Origin of the sequence: Mesorhizobium sp. M0522, from assembly GCF_040321085.1 — a bacterium.
Lineage (GTDB): Bacteria > Pseudomonadota > Alphaproteobacteria > Rhizobiales > Rhizobiaceae > Mesorhizobium.
The window spans coordinates 31,391-48,798 of sequence record NZ_JAMYQW010000041.1; the positions used below are offsets into that span (position 1 = coordinate 31,391).

Sequence of the window (17,408 nt, forward strand, 5' to 3'; positions counted from 1 at the left end):
GACAATCAGGTACAGTTTGACAAAACCGTCATGGTAGGGCGAGCAGTACGGATGGATGAGCAGACGACAACAGATGAGGGCAGCCGGACGCTTGTCGAAAGCGTCATGGCGACGATCAGGCACAGGATCGCCGCGCGCAGCCTGACACCGGGAACGCGGCTGCCTTCGATCCGGGCGTTCGCCAAAGCCATGCAGGTTTCCAAATCCACCGTGGTCGAAGCCTATGAGCGTCTTGCGGCGGAAGGCATGATCCGCTCGCGGCCGGGCTCGGGTTTCTATGCCGCCGGACCGTTGGCTCCGTTGTCGCTGGCCGAGATCGGCCCCAGGCTTGACCGTGCCGTCGACCCGCTCTGGGTCTCGCGCCAATCGCTGGAAGCCGGCGACGGCGTCCTGAAACCGGGTTGCGGCTGGCTGCCGGCAACATGGATGCCCGATGCTGGATTGCGCCGGGCACTGCGGACGACGGCCCGCGCCGACGACGCCGCGCTGACCGACTACGGCACGCCGCTCGGCTTGCCGGCGCTACGCCATCTGCTGGCGCGGCGCATGGCCGAGCACGGCATCGAAGCCTCTCCGGACCAGATCATGCTGACGGAATCGGGCACTCAGGCGATCGACCTGCTGTGCCGGTTCCTGCTCGAACCGGGTGACACGGTGTTGGTCGACGATCCCTGCTACTTCAACTTCCATGCCCTGTTGCGCGCCCATCGGGCCAAGGTGATCAGCGTCCCCTACACGCGCTCGGGTCCGGACATCGAGCTGTTCGCGCAGGCACTGAACGAGCATCGGCCGCGCCTCTACATCACCAATTCGGCGCTCCACAATCCGACCGGCGCTATATTGTCCCCGGTCGTTGCCCATCGGGTGCTGAAGCTCGCCGACCAGTCGGGGCTGACGATCATCGAGGACGATATCTTCGCCGATTTCGAACACACGCCGGCGCCCAGGCTGGCGGCCTTCGACGGCCTCAGCCGGGTCATTCATATCGGAAGCTTTTCCAAGACGTTGTCGGCATCGGTGCGCTGCGGCTTCATCGCCGCTCCTCGCGACTGGATGGAAGGATTGACCGATCTCAAGATCGCCACGTCGTTTGGCAGCGGTCGGCTTGCATCCGAACTGGTACTGACGCTGCTGAAGGACGGCCTCTATCGCAAGCACGTCGATCTGCTGCGCGCGCGGCTCTCGCGCGCCATGGAAGAAACCGGCACCCGCCTCAGGGCGATCGGCATCGTGCCATGGATAGATCAGCCCGCCGGCATGTTTCTATGGTGCAGGCTGCCGGAGGGGATAGATGCCGCGGATGTCGCCCGCCATGCCCTGTCGGCCAATGTCGTGCTTGCGCCCGGCAATGCGTTCAGCCTGTCCCGGTCGGCCAGCCGTTTCATGCGCTTCAACGTCGCGCAGTCCGGAGATGACCGGATTTTCAGGGCGCTTGAAGAGGCGATGTCGCGTTGATTGCGCTGCCGCAAAACTGAGGCTGAACTCTCAGGTGCCGGCCCGCTTGCGGCGTGCGTAAAGCATGACGAGCGTCTCGGCGGTCAGCGCCGGCCTCTGCTCGCCTTCGATCTCGACCGTATTGGCGGCCTTCATCAGATACTGCCCCGGACCTTTGTCTTCCATCGACAACAGCGTGGTGCGCAGCCTGATTCGCGAGCCGACTCTGACCGGTGCCACGAAACGCACTTTGTCAAAACCGTAGTTGAACGCGGCCTGCGTGTTTTCGGGGACGATACCCATCTCGAGCGCCAGCGCGCCGATGATCGACAGGGTCAGATAGCCATGCGCGATCGTGGTGCGGAACGGGCTTTGCCGCTTCGCCCGCTCGGGATCGACATGGATCCATTGATGATCGCCCGTGCATTCGGCAAACTGGTCGATGCGGTGCTGATCGACCAGCGTCCAGTCCGAGACGCCTAATTCCTGCCCGGCCATCGCCCTGAGTTGCTCGAAGGTCGGCGGCGTCCTCGGCCGTATCTGCGTCATTCCTGCTTTCCCGATCGCTTGCCTGTTCCGGACCACGACGGGCCGCCCCTGTCAATTCGCCAGTGCGATTCCAGCCCATAATCTTCGGCCGCGAACCGCCAGTCTTCGCCGCCGGCAAGCGTGCTGCTGGGGAACAGCTTATTTCTTGTCGTGGCCGGCGCGGATCTCCTCCATCGCCTCCTTGATGCGGCTGCGCAGGATTTCGATCGATTCGGTGCCGGACGCCCTCGCCAGTTCGGCCATCTCGCCGGCATTCTTCAGCGCGGTCTCGAAGGATTTTCTGGCGAACGCCGCCTGCTTCTGCATCATTTCCTGCGGATTGCCGGGCGCTCTGTAGCTTTGTGCCATGTCGGTGATTTCGCGCAGCGTGTCCTGCAGCATCTCGCGTTGCCTTGACAACAGCGCCGAGGCTCCAGCGGCGCTCGCCCGTGCCGACTTCTCCAGCGCTTCCAGGTTCTTGGCGTGGTGGGCGAGGATCGCCTCGACGTCGACATTCGGCAGCTTCAGGTCGCGGCCGAACTTGCCGAACATGTCGATGAAGGACTCGGACTCCGGTCGTTTTGCCATGCTGGTTCTCTCCCCCTTGTTGCCGTGAGCGCCGCCACTGCACGGAAGATAGTGCAGCGAAGCTCAGCGGTCCATTCGGACGAGTCAGCCGACAAGAAACAGCCGTTCGGCAGTGTAGAGCACGAGCCCGGCAAGGCCACCGATGATCATGCCGTTGAAGCGGATATATTGCAGGTCCTTGCCGATGTTCATCTCGATCAGCTTTGTCAGTTGCGCGAGGTCCCAGCGCTTGACCTGGTCGGCGATGAACTTCGACACGCCGCTCTTCTGGCTTTCGACGAAGGACGCCAGCGCCACTATAAACCCCTGATTCATGTCGGCCCTGATCTGCGCGTCGTCGGCAAGATGGCGGCCGACCTCGACGAACATGGTGGCGAGATGGTCGCGGATCATCGAATTCGGCGCCTTGGCGTCCTGTTCGATGAACAGCCGCAGGCTGTCCCACATATCGCCGGCCAGCGCGCTGAGCTCTGGCCGGGCAAGGAAATCGCGCTTCAGCTTTTCGGCGCGCCTGGCATATTGTTTGGATGTCCTCAGCCGCTCGACGAAGGTTTCGACGAAAAGGTCGAATTCGACTCGCATCGGATGGTGCGGATCGGTCCGCACCTCATCGAGCAGCGAGCCGGCCGACGCAATGATCTTCTTCAACAGATAGGCGTCGGCGCGAAACAGGTTGAACAGCGACGGCAGTTCCTCGCGGATCTTCTCGCGCATCGTCGCCAGCGCCTGCTCGTCGCTCAGGAAGCGGCCGACCACCTTGGTGAACTCGTCGAATAATTTCTGGTGGCGGCGATCGTCAGTCAGCGCCGACAGCAGCTCGGCGGCGAGCGGCGCCAGCGGCACCTTTTCGATCTGCTCCAGCATACGGCTGGTGACGAAGCCGCGCAGTCCGGATTGCTCGACCGCCGCCAGCGCCTGCGGCACCAGCCGGCCGACGAAGCGCGATAAATCGGCGGCGCGGTTCGGGTCGGCCAGCCAGTCCGCGACCAGCGCCGAAAAGTCGACCTCGGCGAGCTTTTCGCGCACCGGTTCCGGCGCCAGGAAATTCACCTCGATGAAGCGGCCGAGATTGTCGGCGATGCGATTCTGGTTTTCCGGGATGATGGCCGTATGCGGGATCGGCAGGCCAAGTGGCCGCCGAAACAGCGCCACCACCGCATACCAGTCCGCCAGCCCGCCGATCGTCGCCGCCTCGGCGAAAGCGGCGACGAAGCCCAACCACGCATGCCGGCTCTCGAGCGATTTCGCCACCGCAAAGACCAGCACGCAAAACGCAAGTGCTGCGGCGGCGACGAACTTGGTGCGCCTGAGCGCCGAAAGCTTGGCGTCGGCATCGGCGTCGAACCGGACGGACGCGACGGATGCAAATGCCGGGGCTGGTCGTGACATGATGGGCCGCTCCTGATCGTGTATGCGAACTTATCTAGTGTCGCCTGCCCCAGAAAGCGCGCCGCTGGTTCCGGTGCGCGCAATCGTGCACGCAAACTTGACGCCGGAATTCATCTATTATGCAGCGCCAGTCTGGAATTGTTCCAAACTATAGGCCATATTGACGCCAACCACTGTTATGTGAGGATACAATGCGGCTTACCCGTCAGACCAACTACGCCATGCGCATTCTGATGTATTGCGCCGCCAACACCGAGCGGTTGAGCCGCATCCCCGAGATTGCCGCCGCCTATTCGGTATCGGAACTTTTCCTGTTCAAGATCCTGCAGCCGCTGGTCGAAAACGGCCTGATCGAAACGGTGCGCGGCAGGAACGGCGGCGTCAGGCTCGGCCGCGCGGCCGAATCAATCAGCCTGTTCGATGTCGTGCGGGTGACGGAGGAAAGCTTTGCCATGGCCGAGTGCTTCGAGAACGACGCCGCCGAATGTCCGCTGGTCGACAGCTGCGCGCTGAATTCGGCATTGCGCGAAGCGCTCAACGCCTTCTTCGCCGTGCTGTCGCGCTACACGATCGCCGATCTGGTGGCGGCGCGCCCGAATGTGCGACACCTGCTCGGCATCGACATGCTGGTGCAAAGGGCGCCGGCCGCCTGATTTTTGGTCGCATCTCAATTGGTGAGGTCTGTCGAGATTCAGGTCAGGCCGAGCCGAAAATGGTGGGTTCCGAGAACCGGAACGGAGCGTACGTTTGGGTACGTGAGTACCGGAAGCGCAGGAAACCGCCATTTGCAGGCCGGCATCACCTGAATATCAACAGACCGACTGCGGCAATACGAACGGCATGTTTGCCGCCGGCAACACGCCGACCTTCAGCCGGCAATCGAAGACCTTTTCGATCAGCTCGTCGCTGAGCACCTGTTGCGGCGAACCTTTAGCGGCAAGCCTGCCGTGATGCATGACGAAAATCCAGTCGGCATACATCGCCGTCAAATTGAGGTCGTGCAGGATGGCGACCACGCCGCCGCCGCGTCTGGCGAAATCGCGGGCGATGTCCATGATGATCAGCTGGTGCTTGATGTCGAGGCTGGACACAGGCTCGTCGAGGAACAGATAGCGCGGCTTGCCGTCGAGCACCGGCGCCCACACCTGGCAGAGCACGCGGGCAAGCTGTACGCGCTGCTGTTCGCCGCCGGACAGCTCCTGGTAGAAGCGGCCGGCAAAACCGTCGAGGTCGACGCGAGCCAGCGCCCGTTCGGGCAGGCGCTGGTCCTCGCCGGACAGCGCGCCGGAGCGCCCGCCGACCAGGCCCAGCCTGACGATCTCGCGCACGGTGAACGGAAACGACAGCGTCGTCGCCTGCGGCAGCACCGCGCGCACCGTCGCCGCCTCGACCGGCTTCATCGCCGATAGATTGCGGCCGTTGACGGTGACCTCTCCCGAATAGCCAAGATCGCCGGACAGTGCTCGGAGGAAGGTCGTCTTGCCCGAACCGTTGGGGCCGACGATGGCCGCGATTTCGCCGGGCCGCGCCTCGAAATCGACATTGGCGACAATGCCCTTGCCGCCGATCGCCACCGAGACATCCCGCGCTTCGATCATAGGCAAACTTTCACAGGTCGATGACGCCGCGCTTGCGCAGCAGGATCCACAGGAAGAACGGTGCGCCGGCGACCGCGGTGACGATGCCGATCGGCAATTCGGCTGGGGCGACGATGGTGCGGGCGACGGCGTCGGCCAACAGCAGCAGCGCCGCACCAAGCAGCGCCGATGCCGGCAGCAAATAACGGTTATCGGGGCCGATCAGCAGACGCAGCAGATGCGGCACGACGATGCCGACGAAACCGATGCCGCCGCTGACGGCGACCGATGCGCCGACCGCTGCCGAGACGCCGACAATCGCGGTGTATTTCAGCCGCTGCACCGGAATGCCGAGATGGCCGGCCGTGGCCTCGCCGAGCGCCAGCGCGTTGAGGCCGCGCGCCAGGAACGGCATTGCCGCCAGCGCCAGCACGATGACCGGCCCGACCGAGCCGATCTTCTGCCAGGTTGCGCCGCCCAGCGAGCCGAGCTGCCAAAAGGTCAGGTCGCGCAATTGCCGGTCGTCGGCCATGAAGATCAGGATGCCGGTCAGCGCCATGGCAAGCGCCGCCAGCGCGATGCCGGCGAGCAGCATGGTGGCGACCGAGGTCCGGCCTTGCCGTGTCGCGACCTTATAGAGCAGCAATGTCGTCGCCAGCCCGCCGCAGAACGCAGCCAGCGGCAAAGCCATCGTGCCGAGCGCCGAAGTCAGCGGCGCCAGCATGGTCGAGCCAAGCACGATGACGGCGACCGCACCGAGGCTCGATCCGGCCGAAACGCCGATCAGGCCGGGGTCGGCCAGCGGATTGCGGAACAGCCCCTGCATGACGGCACCGGAGACGGCAAGCGATGCGCCGATCAGCACGCCCATAATGATGCGCGGCAGACGGATGTCATGGATGATCAGGTGGTCGCGGGCGCTCAACGCCGCGTCGCCGGGCAACGCGCCGAACAGCCAGTCATGCATGACGCCGATGGCCGAGGCATCGGATGCGCCGGAGGTCAGCGACAACAGCACGGCGATAGCCAGCCCGACGCAGAGCAGCACGACGACGAGGCGGGCGCGCCGCGAACGGTCACCCTCGGCTGCCGTCGCCATGATGCCCGCCGCACCGGCGATCGAATGATCGGCCATCGCGCTCAATCCGTGACCTGGCCGCCATAGAGCGAGACGGCGAGGTCGTGGATGGCGTCGGCCGTGCGCGGGCCGAAGCCGAGCAGATAGCCGCCGTCCATGCGGATCAGCTTGCGGGCGGCACCCGCCGGCGTCGAAGCCACGGCAGGGTTCGAAAACAATTCGTCATCCGCGGTGGCCGGTCCGGCATTGTTCATCATCAGGATCACGTCGGGCCTGGCGGTGATGACTGCCTCGTCCGACAATTGCTTGTAGCCGGCAATGCCGTCGACGGCGTTGATGCCGCCCGAAAGCTTGATGATGCCGTCGGCGGCGGTGTCGCTGCCGGCGGCAAGCAGCTTGCCGCCCTGCATCGACAGCACGAACAGGATGCGCTTGCGATCCTTGATCGAGGCGGTCTGCTTTTCGGCTGCCTTCAGCCTGGCATCGATCTGGACCGCCAGCGCATCGGCCTTGGCCTCGGTGCCGAGCGCCTTGCCGACGATGTGGATCTTTTCGAGAATGCCTTGATTATCATAGCGCTCGGTCACCTCGATGAACGGGATGCTTGATTTCTTCAAGACGTCGACGGCTTCCTTCGGTCCGCTGCCGTGCAGGGCCAATATGCCCGACGGATTGACCGACAGCACACCCTCCGGCGACAGCTGGCGCATGTAGCCGACATCAGGCAGTTCCGCCGCCGCTTGCGGATAGCGGCTGGTCGAATCGCGCGCGACAAGACGATCCTGTTCACCGAGCGCGTAGACGATCTCGGTGATCGAGCCGCCAATAGCCACGATCCTCGAGCGATCGGCGAAAGTCGCGATGCCCTCGGCGGCTTGAGCCGTCATCAGCGCGGCGAAGGCCAGGAAAACAGCGGCCACAGGACCAAGCGCCGACCTGGAGACCGATGCCAGCCTGGAGAAAAGAACCATCGTCGTTTTCCTCAAGCTGCGGTCGGGCTTGGGATACGCGGCAGGTTTTCGGCCAGAAAGCGCCAGTCTTCGCGCTCGCTTTCGCCTTCATGCCGCTTACCGAAGAACTGGATGATCATCTTGCCGTCGGCGCCATAGACTTCGAGCGACGTGACATAGCCGTCCTTGGTCGGCTTGCGCACGGCCCAGACCTCATCGATGTGGTCGGTCCGCAGGTGCAGATGGAAGGTCTCGTCGAGCACGTTGAGCCATGGTCCCATCGGCTTGATCGAGGCGACGGGGCCGGAATGGATCTGGATGCAGCCGCGATTGCCAACAAAGCACATGATCGGCATGGCGCCAGCAGCGGCGTGGTTGAGCATGGCGTTCACCGCATCCTTGTCGACCAGCCAGGCGTAGTCCTGGCCGACCATGCGCACCGCCTGTCGGCGGCTGATCTTCAGTGTCTTCAGCATGCCGAAGAACTGATGCACGTCGGTCAGCTGGCTCCAGCGGTCGCGCAGATCGTCGATGCTCGCCGGGTTGTCCGCAGTCTCGGTCTCGTCGGCCGTGCCCGCTGAAATCGCCACCGTCGGCTCCTGGTTCGGCGATTCCAGCCCGGCCACCAGTTTCTGATAGGCGTAAAGGTTGGGGGCTGGCCTGAGATGCACCTTGTGTACCGCCTCGCCTGCGGTATCGAAGAACTGCAGGCTGCGGCGGATGTCGGCGCCATCGCGCTTTTCCACGGCAAAGCCGTGCGCCCAGACTTTTGGGAAAATGCGCAGGTCGATATTCTCACCGAGCACCATGGCATTGTGATTGCCGGTGACGACCTTGTCGTAGACGCCGATCTTCTCGTGCACCGCGCTTTCGTTGCGGGTCAGCGCCATCACCTCACCGACAGCTTCGAGGCCAGTCAAAAGGTCGTTGACACGCGGCTCGACGCGCACGACGCCGTCGCCGCAATGCGCGGCGACCAGTTCGGCCTCCGAAATACCGAGCTGGGCGGCGAGGTCGCGCTCGCGCATTTTCGGATTGTCTGCCCGTGCCCGCCGGATCTCGTGTGGGGCGGGTTTTACGCGCTGGTCCATTTCTACCACCTACTTGTTGAGGATGAGCTTGCCCTGCCGGGTGATCTTCAGCCGGTACAGCGCACCATGATGCTCGATGCCGATCTCGTGCTCGCCCTGGAACAGCGTGTTGCTGGACAGCGTTCTCACGGCCGATTGGATCCGGTCGAAACGGACGGAATTTTCGTCGGAACGGCGGACGCGATAGCGAAAGTCGCTGGGATTGTACGTGTTCATTGGTTCGATCCCTTTTCCTGTGCCGGGCATCTGGCTCGGCGCCTGCGTGAAATGCCGATTCAATTCTTGACTCGAATAATCATGTTATCTAGCAGGTGCAATACCGGAGTAAATGAGTCAACATTTAAGACGCCGGACGCGATGAAAAATGCCAGCGAGCCCCAAGCCAGCCAGCATCGAACATGGATTCTTGGAGTTGCAGCATGGGGTTGGCGAATTGGGGACGGCTGGCGGGCAGCGGCCTGACACATTGTTCTATGACAAGCAAAATGGCCGCGTTGCTGGCCGGCGCGGCGGCGATCCCGCTGCTCGCAACACCGGCCGGCGCCCAGCAGGCCGCCCAACCGGCAGCCGACCAGCAGCAGACTGACCCGTCTCAACAGCCCGAAAAGGTAAAGCCGGCCCCGGCGGGTACCACACTGCTCGACAAGATCCTGATCCTCAGCCGTACCGGCGAGACGGCGATCGAGTCGCTTGCTTCAGCCAGCCATGTCGACGAGGAACAGCTCGAGCGCCGCATGGCGACGACGCCCAACGAAATGCTGTTCGGTGTGCCGGGTGTCGCCGTCCAGGCCGACGCAAGGCGTGTCAGTTCCAGCATCAACATCCGCGGCCTGCAGGATTTCGGCCGCGTCTCCGTCATCGTCGACGGTGCCCGCCAGAATTTCCAGCGCTCGGATCACGGTACGCAATCGACCTTCTACATCGATCCCGAATTGATCAAATCCGTCGATGTGATCCGCGGCCCGGTCGCCAACACCTATGGCTCCGGGGCGATCGGCGGCGTCGTATTTTTCGACACCAAGGATGCGCAGGATTTCCTCAAGCCGGACGAGACCTGGGCGGTATCCGCAACTGGGCGCTACGAAACCAACGGCAAAGGCTGGACCACCAGCGCCACCGGCGCCTATCGGATCAACGAGAACTGGGACGTGCTCGGCAATATCGTCTACCGCGACTATGACGACTACAAGCATGGCGGCGGCGACACTGTAGCGGGCACCGGCTTCGACGTCTTGAGCGGCCTCCTCAAGACGACCATCCGCCCCAGCGAAAACAGCGAGCTGAAGCTGGGCTGGATCGGCTCGAACGACGGATGGACCGAGACCAGCGGCAGCGCGCCGGTGAACGACGCCGACCTGAAGGCGAATACCTTCACGGCCCGCTACAACATCACCGACGAAGACAAGAGCTGGCTCGACCTCCACATCAACGCGTCCTACAACAAGACCAAGCTCGATCTGACGACCCTTGTGGCGCAAAACCGGTTTGATCCGGTCACCGGTCTGCCCGTGGTTTTGCCGGCGGGTTCGAAATCGACGTTCGACATCGGCACCTCCGGCATCGACATTTGGAACACGTCGAGATTCGAGACCGTTGGAATCGCGCATGAGCTGACCTATGGCGGCGACTGGGTTGGCGACGATGTCGAGACAGGCGGCACGGCGGGCGGCGACAGCTTCTATACGCCCTCGGGCAACAGGAACGTCTCCGGCGCTTACGTTCAGGACAAGCTCACCTGGGACTGGCTCGAGGTCATCGCCGGGCTGCGTTACGACAGCTACAAGCTCGACAGTGATGTCGGCGAAACCTCTGGCGACCGGCTGTCGCCACGCATCACAGTGGGCATTTCGCCCTTCGAAACCGCCAGCCTTTCCGGCCTGCAATTCTACGGCACCTATGCGGAAGGCTACCGTTCTCCGTCGCTGTCGGAGACCCTGATCAGCGGCAATCATCCGGCCGGCGTCAGCTTACCGTTCCTCCCCAATCCCGATCTCAAGCCCGAAACCGGCAAGACCGTGGAATTCGGCGTCAATTACAGCACCAACGGCGTCATCCAGGCCGACGACGCGCTGCGGCTGAAGGCGGCCTATTTCAACAACAATGTCGACGACTACATCGATGGCGTAACGCTATCGGCGTTCGACCCGACCAGCGGCTGCCCGTTCGGTCCGGGCATACCGATCTGCTTCCAGTATCAGAATTTCGCCAAGGCCAAGATCCACGGCTTCGAGATGGAGGGCGTCTATGATGCCGCCTGGGGCTTTGCCGGGCTTTCGGCGTCGTTCACCGATGGCCACACGATTTCCTATGAAGGCGAACGGGCAGACCTTGTCACCGTCCCCTCCTCCCAGATCACCGGGCAACTCGGCTTTCGCTTCCTCGAGGACAGGCTGACCATCGGCGGCGAGGTGCAGTACAACGGCAAGCCGCAGGGCAACCCGGTGGCCAAGGACTATACGCTGGTCAATGCCTTCGCCAGCTACCAGGCGACCGACAATTTCAAGGTCGATTTCCGCGCCGACAATCTGTTCGACGTCAAATACGCCAACCCGCTGAACGCATCGACGACGAGCGTCGTCTACGAGCCCGGCGTCACCCTGAAGCTGGCGGCGACGATGAGGTTTGGAGGCTGACGACAATGACAGGCATGACGGCATCCCTTCGTCTGTTCGCCGCGGTGCTGGCAATGTCGCTTGTTGCGGCTCCAGCATGGACACAGCAGCAAGCGCCGGCGCTTCTCCTCGAGCTCAACAGCGCGCAGCCTTCCGACAAGGGCTGCCGCCTGACCTTCGTGGTCACCAACAATCTCGGCGCCGACCTCTCCAAGGCGGCGTTCGAGATCGCGCTGTTCAACGAGGCCGGCGTCGTCGACCGGCTGACCGTGCTCGACTTCAAGGAGCTGCCGGCAGGCAAGACCAAGGTGACGCGTTTCGATCTTGCCGGCACGGATTGCGGCAAGGTCAGCCGCGTATTGATCAACAGCGCCACGGAATGCGCCGGCGCCGAGCCGAATGCCTGCATGCGCGGGCTGAAGACGCAGACCAGGACCGGCATCGCCTTCGGGGTCTGAATTTTGGGACCGGAACCCGCATTCGCGCGAAACCCCGTGGCGTGGCCATTGGCCGGTTTCCTGCCGCCGGAACCGGACGATCCGGATTTCGCCATCCCGCGCGGGGCGCTGCGTGTTTCGCTGCGCGACAGGCCGGAAGACAGTTACATCGCCGATGCCGACGGCGACTTGCCGACGGTGCCTGCGGAGCCATTGCGGCAGACGCGACAGATGCAGCGGCGCCGCAACTGGACGGTGGCGATCGCCTGCTCTTGCGCATTCCACGTAGCCGTGGCGCTGGCCTTTCTCACGCTGCCGGACGACCGGCCAAGCATCGAAGGTGCCGACCAGCAAGGCGAAATGCTGCTCGGCGCCGACCCGCAGCAGGCGGCCGGCGATGTCGGAGACGATCCGGACGTCGCCAACGTGACGATGGTGACCATGCTCGACGCCAAGCCGGTCGAAACGGTCGAGGCGCAGGCGGCCGCGGCGGAAGAGACGCTCCAGCCGGTCACCGATGCGGCGGAGACATCGGACAAAGAAGTGGTTGAGCCGGTCAACGAGGCCGCCACGGAAACCGCTGCCGTTGCCGACCGGACCGAGCCTGCGCAACCTGTCCAGCCGGCGCGCCAGGACCCATCGCCCGACGTTCTTGCGACCGACAGGCTGGTGCCTGCCGACGACAATGCCGTGCCGCCGCCAGTCAGCGCGGCCGAAACGGCCGAGCCTGCCGAGACAAGCGCACCGGCACCAGCCGATCCGAAGCCAGCCGAAACAGTTCAGACGACCGAGACAGTCGGCGCGGCGGAAGAACCGAAGCCGGACAGGCCGGAGCCCAAGCAGCCGAAGAAGGCAACCGCAAAGAACAAGCCGGCCAGGAAGGCCGAACCAAACGAGCCTGAAAAGCCGGCCCTGCGCAGGAAGGCGAGCAAGGCACTTGCGAAAGCCGATTCCAAGAAGAAAAAGACCGGCTCCGGCGGCCGTGACGAAACGGATGTCGCGCGCGGCATGGCCGACGGCAAGAAGGACGGCAAGATCCTGACCGCCAGCAGGGGCGGCAAATCAGGCATCGGCAATGCAGCCGTCACGAACTATCCCGGCAAGATCCGATCAAAACTGGTGCGGGCCTTCAATTCGACGCGGACGCGCGCCACGGGCACAGCCACGGTTGCCTTTACTGTCGGTTCGAACGGCAGCGTCCGGTCGGCCAGGCTGACGGGCAGTTCAGGTATCGCCGCGTTGGATAAGGCCGCGCTCGACGCAGTCCGCCGGGCTTCTCCGTTTCCTCCCATTCCGGAAGGAGCCGGTCGCTCGGCTTGGCAGTTCGAAGTGCCGCTCGGTATCAGGTAACGATCGTCCTCATGCGGATACCAAAGTCGGCGCCGCCCCTGCCCGCGATACGCGAGCCCTGGCGAACCTACGCAGCGGCCAGCAGGCTGGCATTGCCGCCCGCCGCCGTGGTGTCGACGCAGACGGCGCGCTCGTGGGCGTAGGCGGCCGGATAATAGACTTCGCTGATCAGCGGCACGATCGGGCCGGCGCGCTCGGCGATGACCTTGCGCACGATGCGCGCGGCCTCGGGCGTGCCGGAAAAGGCAACGACATCGACCCGCAGCGAGCGCGCTTCGACCGGGTCCGGCCGGCCGTCGATGGCCGCCAGCGGCAGGCCCTTGCCGGTCAGCGCCGACAGCGCTGCCGGCGCGCCGGGTGCGACGGCGAGCACGGCATTGCCGGCGGCCAGCGCCTGGATCGCCTGCGCAAGCAGCGTATCCGCGTCGGGACCCAGACACAGCACGCGCCCGCGCGGCGACAGCGACAGCGTGTTGGCCTCGCCGGTCGGCCCGGGCAGGTCGACCTGGCCGAAATCGATGCCGGCGGCAGTGCCGATAGCCGCGGCACCCTTGCCGCGCAGATGTTTCCTCAGGATGGCGACGCGATCCGGCCGCGTCGACCAGCCGCCAAAGGCCGGGTCCGGCAGATTGTCGGCGAGCTCGGTCGCCGTCACCTTGCGGCCTTCGGCAAGATGGGTGCCGGCTTCCGGCCCCTTGCGGAAGCGCCGGAGATAATGTGGGCCGCCGGCCTTCGGCCCGGTGCCGGAAAGGCCCCCGCCGCCGAACGGCTGCGCGCCGACGACGGCGCCGATCTGGTTGCGGTTGACGTAGATGTTGCCGGCATGGATGCCATCGACGAAATGCTGGGCGCGGCCTTCGATGCGGGTGTGCAGGCCAAAGGTCAGGCCATAGCCTTTGCGGTTGATCGCAGCGATCACCGCATCGATCTCGTCGGCATCGAAGGTGGCGACATGCAGCACGGGGCCGAACACCTCGCGCTCCAACTCCTCGATGCCCTTGACCCGAAAGACGTGCGGCGCAACGAAGCGGCCGTCCTTCGGCGCTTCGAGCTTGGCGATCAGCCGGCCCTGCAGGCCCATTTTGGTGCAATAGTCACGGATCGACGCTTGCGCCTCGTCATCGATGACCGGGCCGACATCGGTCGATATCCGCCACGGGTCGCCGAGGCTGAGCGCTTCCATCGCGCCTTTCAGCATCTCAAGCATCTTCTTCTCGACGTCCTTCTGCACGTAGAGAATGCGCAATGCCGAGCAGCGCTGGCCGGCGCTCTGGAAGGCGGAGGCGAGGATATCGCGCACCGCCTGTTCGGGAAGTGCGGTGGAATCGACGATCATGGCGTTGAGGCCGCCGGTCTCGGCAATCAGCATGGCGTCAGGCGCGGCGGTGTCGGCGAGCTGCTTTTCGATCAGCTTGGCGACCTCGGTCGAGCCGGTGAAGCAGACGCCGGCAATGCGCGGATCGGCGGTCAGCGGGCCGCCGACCGTGGGGCCGTCGCCGGGCAGAAGCTGGATGATGTCTTCCGGCACGCCGGCCTCGCGCAGCAGCTGGACAGCGCGGAAGGCGATCAGCGGCGTCTGTTCGGCCGGCTTGGCGATCACCGAATTACCGGTGACGAGTGCCGCCGCGATCTGCCCGGTGAAGATGGCGAGCGGAAAATTCCACGGCGAGATGCAGGCGATGGTGCCGCGCGCCTCGGTGTCCGCTTCGGCATTGGCCGCCTCGGCAGCATAGTAGCGCAGGAAATCGACGGCCTCGCGCACCTCGGCAACGCCGTCGGCGAGCGACTTGCCGGCCTCGCGGGCGGCGAGCGCAAAGAACTCGACGGCGTTCGCCTCGTAGAGATCGGCCGCCCGGTTGAGGATGGCAGCGCGCACGGCGACCGGGCGTCTTGCCCATGCCGGTTGTGCCTCCACCGCTATGCGTACCGCGGTCTCGACCTGCTTGGCACCGGCCTCGCTGACCGTGCCGACCACTTCGGAAGGTTTTGCCGGATTGACGACCGGACGCTGCTTGCCGTAGCCGGCGGCGCGGCTGACCGGCTTGGCGTGCCAGCGTTCCGGCCCGGCGAACTCGGCCCTCGCCTTGTCGATCGCAGCCAGCGTCAGCGTGTCGGTGATATCGAAGCCCTTGGAATTGCGCCGGCCTGGACCGAAGATCGCCGACGGCGGCACGATCGCCGGATTGGCGGCGGGACCTTGTTTCTCCACCGTTTCGAGCGGATCGCGGGCAATGACCTCGGGCTCGACTTCCTCGTCGGTGAGCTGGTGGACAAAGGAGGAATTGGCGCCGTTTTCGAGCAGCCGGCGGACCAGATAGGCGAGCAGGTCGGAATGAGCACCGACCGGCGCATAGATGCGGCAGCGCGTGCCTTCGGCCCGCCGCACCGTCTCATGCAGCGCCTCGCCCATGCCGTGCAGCCGCTGGAACTCGAACGTATCGCGGTCCGTCGTCATCGACAGGATGGCGGCGACGGTGTGGGCGTTGTGGGTGGCAAATTGTGGATAGATGCGATCGGTCATCGCCAACAGCTTCTTGGCGCAGGCCAGGTAGGAGACGTCGGTGTTGGCTTTGCGGGTAAAAACCGGATAGCCGTCGAGCCCGAGCGTCTGAGCCCGCTTGATCTCGGTGTCCCAATAAGCGCCCTTGACCAGCCGCACCATGATGGTGCGATCGTATTTCTTCGCCAGCGCATAGAGCCAGTCGATGGTGAAGGCCGCGCGCGGACCGTAGGCCTGGACGACGACGCCAAAGCCGTTCCAGCCGGCAAGCTCCGGCTCGGCCAGTACCCGTTCGATGACGTCGAGCGACAGGTCGAGCCGGTCGGCCTCCTCGGCGTCGATGTTGAGGCCCATGCGCGAATGGCGCGCCGCCAGCGCCAGCGACAGCAGCCGCTCGGCCATGACGGGCAGCATCTTTTCCTTCTGCGTGACTTCATAGCGCGGATGCAGCGCCGAAAGCTTGACCGAGATGCCGTGGTTCTGGCGGATGTCGGGGCCGTTGGCGCCGGCATCGAGCGAAGAGATGGCATCGGCATAGGCCTTGAGGTAGCGCAGCGCGTCGGCCTCGGTGCGGGCCGCCTCGCCCAGCATGTCGAAAGAATAGAGATAGCCCTTCTGCGTCATCGGCCGGCCGCGCCTGACCGCCTCGGCAATGGCGCGGCCGAGCACGAACTGCTCGCCCATCTCGCGCATCGCCGCCGCAACCGCCTTGCGGATGACCGGCTCGCCGAGCCGGCGCACCATGGCGCGCAGCGTGCCTTCGATGCCGCCCTCGCCTTCGTCGAGCACGCGGCCGGTCAGCATCAGCGCCCAGGTCGACGCATTGATGAAGATCGAGCTCGAGCCGCCCGAATGTGCCGACCAGTCGTGCGGCGCGATCTTATCGGCGATGAGGTCGTCCATCGTCTCGGTGTCGGGCACGCGCAGCAGCGCCTCGGCCAGGCACATCAGCGCCACGCCCTCCTTGGTCGAGAGGCCATAGGCGGACAGGAACACTTCCATCAACCGCGGATCGGACGAGCCGCGCACCGCCCGCACCAGATCGGCGGCACGCGCCGAAATCGCCTTGCGGTCTTGCACGGACAGCCCGGCCGCCTCGGCCAGCCGCTTCACCGCCTGGTCTTCGTCGGGCAAATAATTGGCACGGATTTGCTGGCGGATGGTGTCGAGCGCTGGCATGGCGGTCCTGTAGAGCGAGCATAAGGGAGCGGGCCAGCGGTCACCGGACCGAACGGCGCAAGCTAACATAAGTAGGGATTGCAGTCGGTCCAAAGAAGTCGACAGAACAGATCGATCGATCTATCATTAGGACTGATCACCTCCAATTCGACCAGGAATCCAGTGACAGAAGACCAATTGGACCGGATCGACAGGAACATCCTGTCGGCTCTGGGCAGCAATGGCCGGCTTTCCATGTCGGAACTGGCGGCGAAAGTCGGCCTGTCGAAGACGCCGGTGCAGGCACGAGTCAAACGGCTGGAGAAGGACGGCTTCATCAGGGGCTACCAGGCGATCATCGACCGTGAGCGCATGGGCGAAGGCCATGTCGCCTTCGTCCAGGTGAAACTGTCCGACACCCGCTCGGCCGCGCTCGACGCCTTCAACCGCGCCGTGCAGGCGGTGCCGGAGATCGAGCAGTGCCACATGATGGCATCGAGCTTCGACTATCTGCTGAAGGTCCGCACCACGGACATCGCCGCCTACCGCCGCGTGCTTGGCGAGCGCATCTCCGCCCTGCCGCACGTAGCCCAGACCTCGACGTTTGTCGCGATGGAGACGGTGAAGGACCGGTAGGAAACGCCGGCGGGACAGCGCCCTGGACAGCGCCCCCTCTGGCCTGCCGGACATCTCCCCCCTCCAGGGGGGAGATCGGT

The 17,408-nt window shown here is 64.5% G+C and carries 15 protein-coding genes; 6 read left to right on the forward strand and 9 right to left on the reverse strand.

Translation table 11 applies throughout. The features are described 5' to 3' along the window. The first annotated feature begins 51 nt into the window (after positions 1-51). Positions 52-1,455 (forward strand): aminotransferase-like domain-containing protein, encoded by a 1,404-nt coding sequence (locus tag NKI58_RS29975; RefSeq protein WP_352644723.1) that lies wholly within the window; start codon positions 52-54, stop codon positions 1,453-1,455. Between the two features lie 30 nt (positions 1,456-1,485). Here the strand turns inward: NKI58_RS29975 and NKI58_RS29980 are convergent, their stop codons facing one another. The 3 genes from NKI58_RS29980 to NKI58_RS29990 form a co-directional block, all read right to left on the reverse strand. Beyond that, entirely contained in the window at positions 1,486-1,983 is a 498-nt protein-coding gene (locus NKI58_RS29980; RefSeq protein ID WP_292664992.1) for a MaoC family dehydratase, read from the reverse strand. 138 nt (positions 1,984-2,121) lie between these two features. Beyond that, a complete protein-coding gene (locus NKI58_RS29985; protein ID WP_352454553.1) occupies positions 2,122-2,550 on the reverse strand; it encodes a phasin family protein in 429 nt (142 codons plus the stop codon). Positions 2,551-2,634: 84 nt separating this feature from the next. Then, positions 2,635-3,939: a DUF445 domain-containing protein gene (locus tag NKI58_RS29990; protein ID WP_352644727.1), complete on the reverse strand. Its 1,305-nt coding sequence runs from the start codon at positions 3,937-3,939 to the stop codon at positions 2,635-2,637. A gap of 191 nt (positions 3,940-4,130) precedes the next feature. Between NKI58_RS29990 and rirA the strand changes: the two genes are divergently transcribed. Next, complete coding sequence (gene rirA, locus NKI58_RS29995) at positions 4,131-4,592, forward strand: iron-responsive transcriptional regulator RirA (RefSeq protein WP_023676431.1); 462 nt, start codon at positions 4,131-4,133, stop codon at positions 4,590-4,592. A 156-nt stretch (positions 4,593-4,748) separates the two neighbouring features. On the opposite strand, the gene NKI58_RS30000 is transcribed toward rirA, so the two are convergent. The 5 genes from NKI58_RS30000 to hemP are packed head-to-tail and all read right to left on the reverse strand — an operon-like array spanning position 4,749 to position 8,851. Beyond that, positions 4,749-5,537, reverse strand: a complete 789-nt coding sequence (locus NKI58_RS30000; protein ID WP_352644729.1) for a heme ABC transporter ATP-binding protein — start codon at positions 5,535-5,537, stop codon at positions 4,749-4,751. A 10-nt stretch (positions 5,538-5,547) separates the two neighbouring features. Next, positions 5,548-6,651 carry a FecCD family ABC transporter permease gene (locus NKI58_RS30005; RefSeq protein WP_352635557.1) on the reverse strand — a complete coding sequence of 368 codons (1,104 nt, stop codon included), beginning with the start codon at positions 6,649-6,651 and terminating at the stop codon, positions 5,548-5,550. A gap of 5 nt (positions 6,652-6,656) precedes the next feature. Continuing rightward, complete coding sequence (locus tag NKI58_RS30010; RefSeq protein ID WP_352587793.1) at positions 6,657-7,565, reverse strand: heme/hemin ABC transporter substrate-binding protein; 909 nt, start codon at positions 7,563-7,565, stop codon at positions 6,657-6,659. 11 nt (positions 7,566-7,576) lie between these two features. Then, positions 7,577-8,635 carry a hemin-degrading factor gene (locus NKI58_RS30015; RefSeq protein ID WP_352826712.1) on the reverse strand — a complete coding sequence of 353 codons (1,059 nt, stop codon included), beginning with the start codon at positions 8,633-8,635 and terminating at the stop codon, positions 7,577-7,579. A gap of 9 nt (positions 8,636-8,644) precedes the next feature. Continuing rightward, on the reverse strand, positions 8,645-8,851 hold the full coding sequence (gene hemP / locus NKI58_RS30020) for a hemin uptake protein HemP (protein WP_352786459.1): 207 nt from the start codon (positions 8,849-8,851) through the stop codon (positions 8,645-8,647). Positions 8,852-9,054: 203 nt separating this feature from the next. Between hemP and NKI58_RS30025 the strand changes: the two genes are divergently transcribed. From NKI58_RS30025 to tolA, 3 genes are read left to right on the forward strand one after another with little or no spacing between them, the layout of a single operon-like run. Then, positions 9,055-11,268, forward strand: coding sequence for a TonB-dependent hemoglobin/transferrin/lactoferrin family receptor (locus NKI58_RS30025; RefSeq protein WP_502896953.1), 2,214 nt, complete (start codon positions 9,055-9,057; stop codon positions 11,266-11,268). Between the two features lie 5 nt (positions 11,269-11,273). Beyond that, positions 11,274-11,705 carry a hypothetical protein gene (locus tag NKI58_RS30030; RefSeq protein WP_352786457.1) on the forward strand — a complete coding sequence of 144 codons (432 nt, stop codon included), beginning with the start codon at positions 11,274-11,276 and terminating at the stop codon, positions 11,703-11,705. 36 nt (positions 11,706-11,741) lie between these two features. Beyond that, positions 11,742-13,034 (forward strand): TonB family protein, encoded by a 1,293-nt coding sequence (tolA, locus tag NKI58_RS30035; RefSeq protein WP_352824392.1) that lies wholly within the window; start codon positions 11,742-11,744, stop codon positions 13,032-13,034. Between the two features lie 67 nt (positions 13,035-13,101). Here tolA and putA read toward each other — a convergent pair whose 3' ends face one another. Then, positions 13,102-16,713, reverse strand: a complete 3,612-nt coding sequence (gene putA, locus NKI58_RS30040; protein WP_352824390.1) for a bifunctional proline dehydrogenase/L-glutamate gamma-semialdehyde dehydrogenase PutA — start codon at positions 16,711-16,713, stop codon at positions 13,102-13,104. Positions 16,714-16,875: 162 nt separating this feature from the next. Between putA and NKI58_RS30045 the strand changes: the two genes are divergently transcribed. After that, positions 16,876-17,328 (forward strand): Lrp/AsnC family transcriptional regulator, encoded by a 453-nt coding sequence (locus NKI58_RS30045; RefSeq protein WP_023676441.1) that lies wholly within the window; start codon positions 16,876-16,878, stop codon positions 17,326-17,328. The last annotated feature ends 80 nt before the right edge of the window (positions 17,329-17,408 follow it).